Raw genomic sequence first — 15,634 nt, 5'->3', positions numbered from 1 at the left:
ATTTAAGGGAACTATATCAAAAGGATAAATCTTGGTTAAATAAGGATAAGTTTTGGTTAAATGAAGATTAATGTTGTGATAAAAATGAAGTATTAAGACTTTATTTAGATAAAAAAAGAAAAAGTATCTAAAAAAAATAATATTCTTTCCAGATAAATGATAAATGCTTAATATTTATAAATATTAACGTTTTTTTATTTCCAAAATACTACTAGGGTTTGCTGAATAAGTCTTTTTTTTAGGATAGGGAGTAGGGAGTAGTTAAGAGTGAGAATGAATAGGAGTTATAGAGGTATTAGTTGGAACAATTTTCTCTGAATTTTTCTCAGGAACTAATAGACATTTCCAAAAATAAAAAATAGAATCAATTCTTATCCATAAAGAATCAATTACTCTTCCCTATTCCCTATTCCCTGTTTCCTGTTCCCTCTTTTCCGGAGATGTCTAATATCAAATTTGCTTGCTTTAAAGAATAACGTTCTACAATAGACATCTCCAAGAATAAAAAATTAAATCAATTATTGAACAGAAATCATCTATTCTTTCCCCCTACTGTCTACTTCCTACTGCCTACTTCCTACTCTCTACTTCCTACTCCCTCTTTTCTGGAGATGTCTAATATCATGTTCGGATAATCAGTTATAATAAAATTTAAGGACTGACACCTGCCGACACCTGGTATGAAAAATACTGAAATTATCAATACTATTCTTCCTAAATTCCCCTCCTGGGAGGGGTTAGGGGTGGGTTAACTTTGGTATAATTCAGCATTAGGGGAAAATAGTCTATATTGTAGGGGCGTTACGAAGTATGCGAAGCAAACGGCCGTTCGCCCCTACTGAAGATAGAATTATATTACTCCGAAGCTAGCGGATTTAATATCACTCCATCCCCCCATCTCCCCACCTAATTTTATAGATACACTTAGTCTATATAAAGAATTAATCCGGTTTCTGTCTCAACCTTTTTCTATAGGACTTACGCAAAGCAACCTATTTCTGTCATGGCGCGACTCGCAGCTTGGCGATATTCTTGCGAGGTGCGTTTGCGGAGCATGACCTCAGGAAAGCAATCTTACAATGACCAAAATTTGTTCCCAATGCGTAATTCCTGTCCTAGTTAAAACACAAACTGAGTGCGGAGAGTACCAATCCAAATAGTATCATTAACATCATCGTGATTAGGATTAGTAATCACAAATAAACCAGGAGTCACAGAAATATTATCATTAACTTGAAAACGATAAATTGCTTCTATATGTAGAGATGTATTATCATCTTCCAATGAACTATTATCACCGCCATTAGTAATAGTAGGAGGTACACCAACCATCAAACCACCCAGATTTCCTTCTTTGAACAAATCTGGGAAAGCAAGATAAAACATTCCATTCAGAATAGTCACATCATCACTATCTCCAGATACAGGACGTGCCCAGGTAGAACCAAACCAACCTCCTATTTCAAACTTTTGACTCACTTTCCAATTAACTTGGAAACCAAGGTTATCAGCAGTAGTCGCAGCACCATCAAAAGGATCTTGAGCATTGAAACTACCAGTACCGTTAGTAATATCAACCCCATCTTTACCCCAATATTTACGCACATAACCCAGGGTAAATGCCAAACTATCTGATGGTTCAACGACAATTTGACCTAATGCACTGTAAGCACCATTGAATAATCCGGCACCATCACCAGGATTTGCTGGATCGTCTCCTAAATAACCTATATTGACGCGAAACACATCATTAAATGCGTAGCTAAAACCTACACCTGCATTAGCTGGTCCCCGGAAACTGGTGGGGTTACGTCGCCCGAATCTAGAAATTGTCCCGTTTCCTTCATCGGTAAAGGGTGAAAGAACTTCAGAAAGGTCATCTAAACCAGTTCCCACAATTCCAATTATAGCTTGGAGGCGATCGCTAATGGGAAACTTATAGAACATCAGGTCAAGACCAACATTATTACTACCATCGCCTTCATCAATACCGGAAAGAGTCATTAAAGTATTGGTTAATTCCGGTGTACTGATGTCAGGAGTATTATTTGCTTGTAGACGAGTGAAGAGTAAATCTTCTCCAGTAAAGCTAGTCTCAAAGTTTAACCTAACGCGATAAGCAAAGAAAGTTTGAGTTGGATCGTTAGCAGAAGATACTCCACCTGCTTCTGCTCTGTCTCCGAAGGTATCACTCAACCAAAACAGAACTTCTCCATTAAGTTTGGTGGTTGTAGAAAATTGATTACTTTCTAATTCTGCTGTGCGTGCTTCCAAACCATCTACACGCCCTCGCAATGCTGCTAGTTCGGCCGCAAATTCTTCTTGTAAACGTTGCAATACACTTAAGTCTTCTCTGGTAACTAGATCGTCTCTTGCTCCAATTAATTCTGTGATTCTGTCTAGGCAAGCATTTAAACCTGCTGCAAATTCATAGCGAGTCATGGCGCGGTTGCCTTTGTAGGTTCCGTCGGGATAACCTGCGATACAACCATAACGTTCGACTAATGATTGTAATGCTTGAAATGCCCAATCTGTAGGTTGTACGTCTGATAATTGAGAGACAGATGTTACCTGCTCCATTAGCTGTTCTGCTTCTAGCTCTGATACACCAGGTATTGTTAATGAGGAGTCATCTATTGGTAGAGAACCAGATGTTTGGGTAATTTGTGCTGGGGGAATAGCCTGAGCAGGATTAGCAATAAATAATGTGGTACTGAGAATAGTTGGACTATATTTTCTCAGCTTGTTGAAAATAATTTTTATTGAATTTTGACTCATAGCTGTTAATTTTTCTGTCATTTGTTACCAAATTAAAGGGTAAAAACCAAAAAAAGCAAATAAAATTCTATAGAACTCCTAACCGTATCTTTACAAAGGTGTGTTTTTTTTGCCAAAGAAGTAAGTCAGGAGTCAACCTACTCCTAACCCCTCCCTGGAGGGGAAATAGGGAAAAAGCTAGAATTAGAGCTTTATATTCACCATCTCCCTATCTTCCCATCTCCCCAACTAATTTTAGATACCCGTTTAGGGGTTCTATATGACTGCTTTGAAAGACTGGTCAGAAGGTATTTACTTATTGAGCTTTATTATTAAATCTTAGTTGGAAATAGTCAAGGGATAATAATAAACTCTATTTTATTTAGATAGGAAGTTTATTTGAAGGGTAGGGCAAAAGGTAGAACGGTTAGAATGATTTAGACCAAGTAGCTTTTGATAACCAGATTTAGTATGATATCTGAATCTATGCTTAAGTTATAGTAACAGAACTTATACCATTTTGAATAGGACTTACACAGAAACGCTATATATAGAGTCTACAACCATTGTGCAATAGTTTTTGAACTCTATAGATAGTACCTAAGTCTTGACTAAATCTTGTTTGGAAGAGAGATTTACTATTTAAAATAAAGGAAAAGTCAGAAGGTAGAAGAATTAGACGTCTTGCCCGGTCTTGATATTTTCGGATGGGTAGGATGCGCATCCCACTTCTATTCATCGTTTAATTCAGCAACATCCAATATTTGAGAGTTTTGCTCCAAAAATGCTGCCACTCGCAAAATTAACGCTTCATTATAAGGTGCAGCAATAATTTGTACTCCTAAAGGCAAACCATTAGTACGACGAACCGGAACCGACAAAACTGGCAACCCAATAAAAGACAAGGGTTGCGTATACAAACCCAAATGCGGACGCACTAACATTTCTTCTCCAGCAATCGTCATTTTTTCCTGCCCCAATAATGGTGCAACACAAGGAGTAGTAGGAGCCAAAATAATATCTACCTCCTTAAATATTTCCTCAACGCAACCTTGATACCAACGACGGAAACGTTGAGCTTGAATATACCAGTCTCCCGGTATTAAAGCACCTGCCAAAAAGCGATCGCGAGTTGCTGGATCAAAATCTTGGGGACGGGTGCGTAAATTATCTAAATGCAAATTTGCCCCCTCAGCACCAGTAATAATATAAGCAGCAGCTCGCCCTCGATGTGCTTCTGGTATTGTCACCCGCTGAGTCACACCCAATGTTTCTGCTACCTGTTCCACTGCTGCGAACACTTCTGGTTCTCCACCTTTGGCAAAGTGACCGTCAGCGACAGCAATGCGCAAACCTGCAATACCTTGGTTTAGTTGAGGCAAACAACTTTCAGGAGGGCGGTTAGTACAAACTGGGTCTCTAGCATCTGACCCTTGCAAAATATCATAAACTGTGGTAATATCTTGCACAGAACGAGCAAAAGATCCAACATGATCTAAACTACTGGCAAACAGAAATACTCCTGCTCGTGATAAGCGTCCATAAGTTGGTTTGAACCCGAAGACACCACACAGAGAAGCAGGTACGCGGATGGAACCGTTGGTGTCGGAACCGAGAGTAATGGGGACTAAACCCGCAGCAACGGCAGCAGCGGAACCACCGGAGGAACCCCCAGAGATGCGGGTGAGGTCATGGGGGTTGGGTGTGGCACCATAGTGACTATTTTCGGTGACGAAACCGTAGGCGTATTCGTCCATATTTAGAGCGCCAACTAGGATAGCACCTGCTTGTTTGAGTTTAGCAACGGCGGTTGCATCTTGGGTAGCGGGTCGGTTTTCGGCATTTATTTTGGCTCCAGCGAGGGTGGTTATACCTGCAATGTCGTAGAGATTTTTGACGGCAAAAGGAACTCCTGCTAGAATGCCGGGGGTTTTGCCTTGAGCAATATCTTGATCTATTTGTTTGGCGCTATTGAGTGCGCTTTCTCTGGTGATGGCGGTGAAACAGTTTAGAGTTTGGTTGCGCTGGTAAATTTGTTCGAGACATTTTTTGGTTACATTTTCAGCGGTAGTTTTTCCAGTTTTAATGGCAGTGGCGATCGCTACTGCGTCTATTTGGTTGAGGTTGATAGTCATTTCAGTTATCAGTTATCAGTTATCAGTTATCAGTTATCAGTTATTAGTTATCAGCACCTCCTCCTGAAGTAGGAAGCTTGAAATACTGAATCAATTTTTTTCATCCCCTTGTAGAGCGACAGCTCGTAGCGCAGTCAAGGGGAAGCTTGAGAGCTTATTTCTTGGTCATGTTTTCAAGAATTAATAATTAATATAGCAGTTGAAGCAAAGGGCGCGGACATTTTTAAATCCTGAACCTTTTGATATTGTACTATTCCCTATTCCCTATTCCCTATCTTCCCATTTTTCTAAGTCAAATTTTGGTGCAAGTTCTATTTCTGGTGGCAGAGGAAAGTATATTATTAATTGAGCGATCGCTGCTATTCTTTCCATATTTGCTACTACACCTGGAAGATGTTCTGACTGTAATGGCAAGTTAATTAATTCTGCCGTTAATTCTACATATTTTTCGATATTTTTCATATTCTGAAAAGTTCAAAGTTATAAGTGAAATAGGACTTACGCAAAGAAACCCGGTTTCTGGGTTCAGTTCAAACCACAAGATTTTGTTGATAAACCCAGTTTCTGCGTAAGTCCTGTGAAAAAAATCTTCCCAGACTTTTAGCAGGGAATGGTGGATACTGGTTAAAAATTCTATAGCAAAGTGCGCTGGTATATTTACACATGACTGGAATGGGACAACTAATGAATGTGCATTAAAGAATTTTTGTAGTGCATTGCTTCACCTTAAATGGTGCAATAGCTGTAGGTTACAAAAATGTTTCTCCCCTACTCCCCTACTCCCCTACTCCCCTACTTCCCTACTCCCCTACTCCCTAATGCACCATTTTAGATCAAACGGTCTAGTAGGGTCGGGTTTGATCTGCACCATTTTAGGCGTCTTAGTTTCTAGACCTGGACTGACAACTTGGGCAGTCAAGGGTCTTTTTTCAGTGGTTAATATATCCGGTTACAAGTGTATATATTCATAATTTTATCTACACTTCAATCTCCCCATCTCCCACAACTATATAACGAGTATTCAACCGGATTTTATATAACTGGTTGAAAGGGGAAATTTGAAGCCGAATTTTTTGGTAAAAAGACATATTAGTATAGTATATAAGATCTTTGAACTATTACAGTTTATTAACTAACTTAAAAAATTGATAATTTGGCAAAAATTATGACAGCTACATCACCACAAAATATAGCACAAGAAATAAAAATTCAACTATTATTAATGGGAGGACATCAATATACTATTTATCTCAAATCTGATGCACCCTTACTCCAACTTTTAGCTAAAACATTATTATCTAAACATCAAAAAACTGAAAATTCTACCCTATTTCAAATTCCTCTAGCAGAAGGTCATGCTGCTTTATGTTTTCCTAGTGAAAATTTAGTCGGAATGGTAACTGAACCACCAATTTATTTGCAGAATTTACAACCACAAGAAAGTATATCTAATATTAAAACTTATACTCCTACAAAAGATAATTTAGAATCTCGTTATTTACAGATAGAAAATTTCTTCACCAAATCAGAAAATCAACAATTATTAGACTATATTTTACAAAGTAAATCAGATTTTGTGCCAACTACAACATCAACTAAAGCTGAAAATTATCGTCGTTCTTTAGTATTGCATTATTTCCCAAAATTTCGAGAATTAATAATCAAAAAAATTGCAGAAATCTTTCCTGATGTCTTAAAACAATTAAATATTTCTCCATTTACAATTGCTGAAATTGAAAGTCAGTTAACAGCTCATAACGATAATAATTTCTATAAAATTCATAATGATAATGGTTCTCCTGATACTGCTACGAGAACTCTGACTTATGTTTACTATTTCTATCGAGAACCTAAAGCATTTACCGGAGGCGAATTAATAATTTATGATAGTAAAATTAAAGGAAAACATTATGTTAAAGCTGAAACATTTAAAACTATAGAACCTATCAATAATAGTATTATATTTTTTCTCAGTCGTTATATGCACGAAGTTTTGCCAGTAACTTGTCCTTCTCAAGCTTTTGCAGATAGTCGCTTTACTATTAATGGTTGGATACGGAGAAATAATTAATTTTCTTTAGGGAGTAGGGAGTAACACGATTTCTCAAAAACTTTTCTACATTTTATTAAGTAGGGGAGTGGAGGAGAGGTAAAAATAAGAATAATTAATATTAAATTAGCAAAAAAATTGATTCTGCTTTTACTAATTTTACTAATTAGGGCTTGCTGAAGTATTGCCTAAGTATAGCATTAATGGATGAGAATTGGTATTAAGGAGCAGGAAATATAAAAGAAGAAAAACAACTATACTTCACTAACTTCAGAAATGCTATCTATATAAATTTGCACTTAGGTTGTACAATTTTATTAAAATAATTGGGTGGCGCCACCCCACCTTTTAAGGAGAAACATTAATAATTATGTTTAGAAACAAATATAATCAAAATCTGCTGCCATCAAAATGTGTAAAAATTGAGAATTTTTTAACTCAGACAGAAAATCAAAAAATTCTCGAATCTGCAATTAAACTAGAACCTTATTTTGAAAAAAGTACCACTAGCTCAGGCTTGACTGACACCAATATTCGCAAATCAAAAGTATTATATTTAGCACCTATTTCTAAAGCTAGAATTAGTAATCGAATTAAATTAGTTTTACCTCAAGTTTTAGCTAAACTCGCTCGTCAAAAATTTCCTATCGCTAAAATAGAAGCACAAGTAACAGCTCATAATCATGGTAATTATTATCATGCACATGATGATAATGGAACACCAAATGTTGCTCAAAGAGAAATTACCTACGTTTATTATTTTTATCAACAACCCAAACAATTTTCTGGGGGAGAATTAGTTTTATATGATGAAAAAATAAATAATAATCTCTATCAACAGGCTAACTCATTTAAAAAGATTGCAGTAAAAAATAACACTATTGTATTCTTTCTTAGTCGTTATTGGCATGAAGTTTTACCAATAAATTGCCCTTCTAAAAATTTTGCAGATAGTCGCTTTACTATTAATGGTTGGGTATGGAAAAGTAAGGAAGAAGGAAGAAGGAAGAAGTAAGAATCATTTACCAAACAATTAATAATCAAGAATTTATAGTCAATAATTATTCATTCAACAATTCACCCCTGGAAGCCTCCCCTATCCTAGGGGATAAATAAAAAAATTTTCCTTTTAGTTAATCTCCTTCTTTTAAGAATGGGTAATTATTAATTATCAATTTTTCATTGTTAATTTCTCAATTATATAGCAATCATAAATATTGCTCTGCTAAATAAATATAAAAGTATTGATACAAAAAAGTTTCAGTCTTTCTAGTAGCTGAAAAAGTGGAAATTTTTAGCCTGCTCAGGTTCAGGAATTTTAGTATTTTAGGTTAACTAGGACAGAAAAATTAAGGAACTATTTTTTCAACTACTTCCTATATAACTTCCTGCTTATCCTTACAGAGTAAGGAGGTTCCATGGAATGTCCTTAAATACTCTCTACTCCCTTTTTTAATTCAATTTATGCTAAAATTATATTTCCTAACTTAACCAATTATCAGATTATGACAAGTATATTTTCACGAGTAAAATCTTCCAGTTTATTTAGTAAACCTAGTATTTCAACACAGATGATGTGGGCAGGTTTAACTATTACAATTTTATTTATATTAATTGCTACTTTATCTCCATCATTAGAAAATATAAACTTAATTCAAGACCCTCAAGAATTTCTAAGTAACCCTATACATCAACCACCTTCTTTCAAACATTGGTTTGGTACAAGTCGTCAAGGTTATGATGTATTTTCCCGAACTTTATTCGGCGCACAAGTTGCTTGGAAAGTTGTAATTTTAGCAACTTTATTAAGTTTAATTATTGGTGTACCATTAGGAATGGTAAGTGGTTATATTGGCGGCAGAATTGATAAAATTTTAATATTTTTTATGGATACTGTTTATACTTTGCCTGGATTATTACTTTCCATAACTTTAGCTTTTGTAGTAGGAAAAGGCATTTTAAATGCAGCGATCGCTTTAAGTATTGCTTATGTTCCTCAGTATTATCGAGTCGTTAGAAACCATACAGTTAGTGTCAAAACAGAACTTTTTATTGAAGCAGCAAGAGCGATGGGTGCTAATACTTGGAGAGTCTTAACTGGTTATTTATTTTTAAATGTTATTCAGAGCGTTCCTGTATTATTTACTCTTAATGCGGCAGATGCTGTTTTAGTATTAGGAGGATTAGGATTTTTAGGATTAGGATTACCTCCAGAAACTGCGGAATGGGGAAATGATTTAAGGTTGGCTTTAGATGCTTTACCAACTGGTATTTGGTGGACTGCTTTTTTTCCCGGTTGTGCTTTAACTTTAATGGTAATTGGGTTATCTTTATTAGGGGAAGGATTGAATGAATTTGTTAACCCTAAATTTAGAAATTAAGGGAGAAGTAAGAAGTAAGAAGTTGAAGCTTTTTTCCTACTGAGTAATCTTAAATAATTAGTCAAAGAAAACTATAGGGGTTTGGCTTCCAAACACCTTTTTTGTTTGAGTTTAGTGACTAAAATCACGCTAGCGTAACATACCTCAAATTTTGCAATAGTAGGGACAGGTTTCCCTGTTAAATTAATGAGTTTTTACATTTAGTAAGATAAAACCACCCCCTTTATCAAAACTATATTAAACTAATATCCATCCTGTTTTTTATAAGACTTTGTATAAGTTATGATACAAAATCAAGTTATTAAAAGGTGATTTTTCCATCTTCCTTTCTAATCCTCCTGCCTTCTGCCTTCAAAAATTACCATCTACCAAAACTACCCCAAAAAGCACCAGAAATCATTCCCCAAACTGTACCAATACCTGCGCCAATAATTATCGCTTTTAGCAAAGTTATTTCACCATTAATTCCCAGATTAAAAAATAAATCATCACCAATAGTTATAGATAAAATACTGCTAATAATACCTCCAGCGATCGCCGTCACAAAAGAACCCCAAATTGCTCCAACAAGTCCACCTCTTATGCCAACTAATTCTAATGCTAAAGGTAAAGGAGGAGCCATAATTAATCCTCCAAATATAATTCCCGATATTATGCCACCAATAGCACCATTTCCACCACCAAAAATCAAAGCAGCTATTAATAATTGAGTTGAATTACTATTACTAATATCAATATTTGTTTGACTTAAAAATACTAACCAAACTGTAGCAGCTATACCTATAATTGAGCCAAAAAATGAACCCCAAGTTCCACCTAAAATTGCTCCAGATATTCCCCAAATTCTCACACCTCCCAACAACATAGGAGGTTTAAATAAACTCCAAACTAAACCAAAACTTCCTCCGAGAAATGCTCCTAATATATAAACTCTACCAAAGCTAGCATCTCGGTTTAATATTGCTAACATTAATCCTCCAACAGCAGCACCTAGAAGAAGACCACTAACAATTCCGCCTATTACATAATTTTTGCTAGATTCATCTTCTCTACTCATTAATGATTTCCAAATTAAGCTGATAATTGTACACCACAAAACACCCATTAATAATGCACTTATAATAGTCGTTAAATTTTGATTCATGCCGATAAATAAACCAGCTAAAGCAGCAAAAAATAGAATACCCCAAACAGTACCACCAATTATACCCCAAATTATTTTGCTAAATATGTTTGTTTGATTGTCAGATAAATCTTTCATAATGGATAATTGATAATGAATAATTGATTTAAGCATTCAGCTTTTAGCTATTTCGCCCAGAATGAAAATATACTTTTCCTCGTCAAGGTAAGTTTTTTCCAATACTGTTAATTCTCCTTAATTCTCTCAATACTAACTCTGGTTCAAAAGCTATAATGAATTAGTAGCTAATAGCTGAATGCTTACTAATGGATAATTAAATTAATTCCTAGAGGTTTAAAGTCTCTCTTTTTTAGGATAAAATTACTCTAATTGATAATTAGAGAAAGTTTTCATTATTCATTATATAATTATATCTACCAACCTACTTAAGTTTTATGGAAAATCAAGAACCACCCGAAATTCTTAAAGAACGCCTCTTGTATAAAGGCAGAAAATTTAATTTTCAAGTTAACCATTTACGTCTACCTAATGGAGTTGAAGGAGACTGGGAATGTATTCGTCATCCTGGGGGCGCTTTATGTATTCCTGTTACTTCAGATGGAAAATTAGTATTAGTAAAACAATATAGATTTGCCGTTCAAGGTAGAATTTTAGAATTTCCTGCTGGTACAATAGAGGAAAATGAAAATCCTGCTGATACTATCAAACGAGAGATAGAAGAAGAAACAGGTTATCGAGCCAATAAATGGCAAAAATTAGGAGAATTTCCCCTTGCTCCTGGATATTCAGATGAATTTATTTATGCTTTTTTGGCACAAGATTTAGAGAAGTTAGAAAATCCTCCAGCACAAGATATTGATGAAGATATAGAAACGGTTTTGATGACTCCTAAAGAGTTAGAAAAGGCTATTTTAGATGGAGAGGTTGTAGATGCTAAATCAATCTGTAGTTTTTTCTTAGCTAAATCATTTTTGTAAGGAAGAGGGAGAAAGGATGAAGGATGAAGAGTGAATAATTTAGTGATCTAAGAGAAAAGGTGTAAATTTAAAAAAAAAGAAAAAATGATAGCGATAACTGTATGAAATGAATTTTATCTACTCTTTTATTAAAAGTGGTATTATAGCATTTGGAAAAAAGAATCCTACAAAAAAAAGTAGATTTTTTTCTGATATACTGAAAAATAGCTAATACAATTCATTTCTTCCTTCTCTTCTAGATAACTAGGGTTTGGTGAAAAAGTTTTTTTTTGCTAAGTTAGGTAGTAGGAAGTTATAGAAAAGATACACGGTTCCCGATAAATCGGAAAAATTACCCCTTCCCCAACTCTGCCACACTCTTACCCAGATGCTAAATTTTTCAGGCTCTATTTGCCACAAATATGGTACTTTTTTCCGACCTAAAATTGCTAAAACTTTTATCTATCAATGCTTTAATATTTAATCAGAAAAATATAACTAAATTATTCTTGTTTTCTGCCTTCCTTATTCCTTATTCCTTCTTTTTCCAACAGTAAACTAAAACAAAATGTCTAACTTAATTCTCTTTTGGCATCGACGTGATTTACGAATTTCAGATAATATCGGACTGACAAAAGCATCTGAAGAAACTCAAAAAGTAGTAGGCATATTTTGCCTGGATGAAAATATTCTTAAACGAGACGATATTGCTCCGGCAAGAGTTACCTATATGATTGGTTGTTTACAACATTTACAAAAACGCTATAAACAAATAGGAAGTCAACTATTAATAATCTCCGGAAAACCTACAGAAACCATACCAAAATTAGCCACTTTTTTAGAAGCAAAAGCTGTCTATTGGAACCTAGATGTTGAACCTTACAGCAAAGAACGCGATCGCCAAGTTAGAAATAATTTAGAAGGGGTAAATATTCAAGTAAAAACCTTTTGGGATCAACTACTTAATTCTCCAGAAGAAATATTTACTGGAACCAAAAAACCTTACACTGTCTACACTCCTTTCTGGAAAAATTGGAGGAGCAAAAAAAAATCAGCTCCGGTTAACATTCCCTCATTCCAAGGTTTAACTGAAGAACAACTTCAACACACAAAAAAAATAGGAATAATTGACTTACCCACTCCTAAAGAATTAGGATTTAATTGGGAAAACCAACTCATTCTTGAACCTGGAGAAATAGCAGCATTAGAAAAATTAGAAACATTTTCTAATGAAGCAATATTTTCATATCAAGAACAACGAGACTTCCCCAGTATTGATGGAACATCCCAACTAAGTCCTGCTCTAAAATTTGGCACTATTAGTATTCGTACAATTTGGCAAAAAACTCAAGAATTAATTCAAAACTGTCGTAGTGATGAAGCATTTCAAAACATAGAAACCTGGCAAAAAGAAATAGCATGGCGGGAATTTTATCAATATGTTATGTATCATTATCCCGAACTAGAAACAGGTCCTTATAGACAACATTGGCAAAATTTTCCTTGGGAGAATAATGAAGAATATTTTCAAGCTTGGTGCGAAGGCAAAACAGGTTATCCTATTGTTGATGCTGCTATGCGTCAGTTAAATGAAACAGGTTGGATGCACAACCGTTGTCGAATGATAGTCGCTAGTTTTCTGACTAAAGATTTAATTATTAATTGGCAGTGGGGCGAAAAGTATTTTATGCAAAAATTAATAGATGGAGATCTTTCTGCTAATAATGGAGGTTGGCAGTGGAGTGCTTCGAGTGGAATGGATCCAAAACCTTTGAGAATATTTAACCCCACATCTCAAACACAAAGATATGACCCAGAAGCAGAATATATTTGGCAGTGGGTTTCGGAGTTAAGGAGTATAGATGCGGAATGTTTGGTTATTGGCAAAATTTCTCAGGATAAACGAGAAGCGGCAGGTTATCCTTTACCTATTGTTAACCATAAAGAAAGACAACGAATGTTTAAGTCTCTTTACCAAGAACAGAAAAATTGATTAGGAAGTTACTTGACTTTTTCGACTGATAAGAATATTTACTAGAACAATTTTAAGCTGTGGATTTAAAGTTGAATACTTACGAGCAAAATAGGATAAAGATATTTTCTGGCTTGTCTATTTTTTACTACCTAAATATCAAGAACAGAAAAATTGATTAGGAAGTTACTTGACTTTTTCGACTGATAAGAATATTTACTAGAACAATTTTAAGCTGTGGATTTAAAGTTGAATACTTACGAGCAAGATAGGATAAAGATATTTTCTGGCTTGTCTATTTTTTACTCAATACTCAATATAATAGAAAAAATTAATTATAATTAATTGCCGACAATTATCTTGATCATTTCTCTCTTTATTTTAAGATTTACTCCTTCTTCCCTCTTCCTTCTTCCATACTTCAAAAAAAAGATAGCTCACCGCAACGCCGTCTTACCTCAGCTTTTGACCTGGATAACACCAGGTGGGTTTCTCGGTCCAAGTTTAAAGTTTCTGGGTACAAGCCCAGTTTACTGCCACTCAAACATCTAGATACCCAATGTTTTTTGATTTGTAGGTCAAAAAAACATTATTGGCAGTCACCAACGCCACAGTAGGAGCTATCAAATATTATAGCCGTTATTTTTTATATGTCACCCCCTCTTTTTGAAAGTCATAAGTCAAAATTCAAAAGTCAATTGAATTCAAAAGTCCAAAGTCAGAATTTTCAAGTTAAAAGCTAATGCACAGTTTTAATTGAAAAAGTTCAGTAGGGTAGGTTACAAAAGATTTTTCAATCTCTTTCATAGTATCAATTTAAGCCGTCTAACACATCTTACAAATTTGGCTTTAGCTGTACCATATTTTTTCTATTTTGTCAGCGATCGCTTCACCCTCTCGACCCATAATTTCCAAATTTTCTTCATCAAGCAAAACTGTGACATGACCTAACTTGCGACCAGGGCGAGATTCTTTTTTGCCATACCACCAAACTGAAGCATTAGGAATCTGTTCTAACATTTGCCGTTTTGTCAAGTAGTTATTTCCCCCAAATTCATAACCCAATAAATTTACCATCACCGCTCCTTTAGTTTTCAAAGCAGTGTTACCTAAAGGTAGACCACAAACTGCCCGTAAATGTTGTTCAAATTGAGAAGTCTCACAAGCATCCAAAGTATAGTGACCAGAATTATGAGTTCTGGGAGCAACTTCATTAATTAAAACTTTCTCATCTTTAGTAATAAATATTTCAATTCCAAATACTCCTACTACCTCTAAACTATTGAGGAGAGTTTGAGCGATCGCTTTAATTTCTGTTACTAATGCTAAATTTTTATCAGGTACAAAAACTCGCCGACAAACCTGATTTTCTTGTTGAGTTTCTACCACAGAATAAACTTTAACTTCACCAGTTATGGAACGAGCAGCAATAACAGCAACCTCTCGGTCAAAAGGAATAAATTCTTGTATGAAAAATTCAGAATTTCCCTGAAATTTTAAGCTTTCAATATCCTTAATAATAAAAGTACCTTGTCCGTCATAACCATGACGACGAGCTTTCAATACTAGAGGAAAAGATAAAAACTCAATTTCTTTTCCCCACTCCCAAAAATTAGGAACAGGCAAACCTAAATTTTGCAAATAACACAACTGTTCATATTTATCTAACAACGGCTTCAACACAGATAAACTCGGACGAAAAATTACATCCTTTTCAATCAAAGATGACAACTCATGTATATTAATAAATTCATTCTCAAAAGTAATCACATCACAACTATTTGCCAACTTAGTAGTTGCCTGACTATCATCAACTTTTGCCAAAATAAAATCCTTAGCTATAGATACTGCTGGGTCATCTTTATAAGGAGTTTGAATAACTAAATCTATTCCTAAGTTTTTAGCTGCATCTGCCATCATCCATGCCAACTGACCTCCACCAATAACACCAACTTTTTGAATTTTTATAGGTTCGTTTTGACTAACTTTAGTGTTTTTCATTTTTATAATTAATCCAATTACAACTTTTGTATTTTATCAACAAAAAAACTATTGTGATTTCCTTAATTACTAGAAGGAAAACAAATATAGCAGTTTTAAATAGGTTGTAAAAATTCAAAAACGAGGAATTAACTCTGAAACTTTTACCAAAAAATGAGGTATAAAGCCTCCCCTTGTTCGGGGATAAAAAATATTTAACTCAGTATTTCAAGCCCTCAACTTTAGTTGGAGGTTCAGT

At 34.8% G+C, this 15,634-nt stretch carries 10 protein-coding genes and 1 other RNA gene; 5 read left to right on the top strand and 6 right to left on the bottom strand.

What is annotated here, in order from left to right; translation table 11 throughout:
- Positions 1-1,119 precede the first annotated feature (1,119 nt).
- From VKJ25_RS13290 to VKJ25_RS13280, 3 genes are all read right to left on the bottom strand, one after another.
- Complete coding sequence (locus VKJ25_RS13290; RefSeq protein ID WP_324237109.1) at positions 1,120-2,799, bottom strand: iron uptake porin; 1,680 nt, start codon at positions 2,797-2,799, stop codon at positions 1,120-1,122.
- 689 nt (positions 2,800-3,488) lie between these two features.
- The gene (locus VKJ25_RS13285; RefSeq protein ID WP_324237108.1) at positions 3,489-4,892 is read right to left on the bottom strand and encodes an AtzE family amidohydrolase; all 1,404 of its coding nucleotides are present in this window, start codon (positions 4,890-4,892) and stop codon (positions 3,489-3,491) included.
- Between the two features lie 264 nt (positions 4,893-5,156).
- Positions 5,157-5,354, bottom strand: a complete 198-nt coding sequence (locus VKJ25_RS13280) for a DUF4089 domain-containing protein (protein ID WP_324237107.1) — start codon at positions 5,352-5,354, stop codon at positions 5,157-5,159.
- 703 nt (positions 5,355-6,057) lie between these two features.
- Between VKJ25_RS13280 and VKJ25_RS13275 the strand changes: the two genes are divergently transcribed.
- The 3 genes from VKJ25_RS13275 to VKJ25_RS13265 all read left to right on the top strand — a co-directional run bounded on the left by VKJ25_RS13275 (position 6,058) and on the right by VKJ25_RS13265 (position 9,323).
- Positions 6,058-6,963, top strand: a complete 906-nt coding sequence (locus VKJ25_RS13275) for a 2OG-Fe(II) oxygenase (protein WP_324237106.1) — start codon at positions 6,058-6,060, stop codon at positions 6,961-6,963.
- 349 nt (positions 6,964-7,312) lie between these two features.
- Complete coding sequence (locus VKJ25_RS13270) at positions 7,313-7,957, top strand: 2OG-Fe(II) oxygenase (protein WP_324237105.1); 645 nt, start codon at positions 7,313-7,315, stop codon at positions 7,955-7,957.
- Positions 7,958-8,447: 490 nt separating this feature from the next.
- Entirely contained in the window at positions 8,448-9,323 is an 876-nt protein-coding gene (locus VKJ25_RS13265; RefSeq protein ID WP_324237104.1) for an ABC transporter permease, read from the top strand.
- Positions 9,324-9,681: 358 nt separating this feature from the next.
- On the opposite strand, the gene VKJ25_RS13260 is transcribed toward VKJ25_RS13265, so the two are convergent.
- On the bottom strand, positions 9,682-10,620 hold the full coding sequence (locus VKJ25_RS13260) for a hypothetical protein (RefSeq protein ID WP_324237103.1): 939 nt from the start codon (positions 10,618-10,620) through the stop codon (positions 9,682-9,684).
- 281 nt (positions 10,621-10,901) lie between these two features.
- Between VKJ25_RS13260 and VKJ25_RS13255 the strand changes: the two genes are divergently transcribed.
- Together VKJ25_RS13255 and VKJ25_RS13250 are read left to right on the top strand one after the other, a co-directional pair.
- Positions 10,902-11,444: an NUDIX hydrolase gene (locus tag VKJ25_RS13255; protein ID WP_324237102.1), complete on the top strand. Its 543-nt coding sequence runs from the start codon at positions 10,902-10,904 to the stop codon at positions 11,442-11,444.
- A 547-nt stretch (positions 11,445-11,991) separates the two neighbouring features.
- Positions 11,992-13,416: an FAD-binding domain-containing protein gene (locus tag VKJ25_RS13250; RefSeq protein WP_324237101.1), complete on the top strand. Its 1,425-nt coding sequence runs from the start codon at positions 11,992-11,994 to the stop codon at positions 13,414-13,416.
- A gap of 412 nt (positions 13,417-13,828) precedes the next feature.
- On the opposite strand, the gene ssrS is transcribed toward VKJ25_RS13250, so the two are convergent.
- Both ssrS and VKJ25_RS13240 read right to left on the bottom strand, forming a co-directional pair.
- Positions 13,829-14,015, bottom strand: a non-coding RNA gene (ssrS, locus tag VKJ25_RS13245) — 6S RNA.
- Positions 14,016-14,244: 229 nt separating this feature from the next.
- On the bottom strand, positions 14,245-15,396 hold the full coding sequence (locus VKJ25_RS13240) for a 5-(carboxyamino)imidazole ribonucleotide synthase (RefSeq protein WP_324237100.1): 1,152 nt from the start codon (positions 15,394-15,396) through the stop codon (positions 14,245-14,247).
- Between the last annotated feature and the right edge of the window lie 238 nt (positions 15,397-15,634).

The sequence above is a fragment of the Okeania sp. genome (assembly GCF_035285525.1).
In the GTDB taxonomy this organism is placed as follows: Bacteria; Cyanobacteriota; Cyanobacteriia; order Cyanobacteriales; family Microcoleaceae; genus Trichodesmium.
This window is presented reverse-complemented; position numbering and strand designations above follow the sequence as displayed.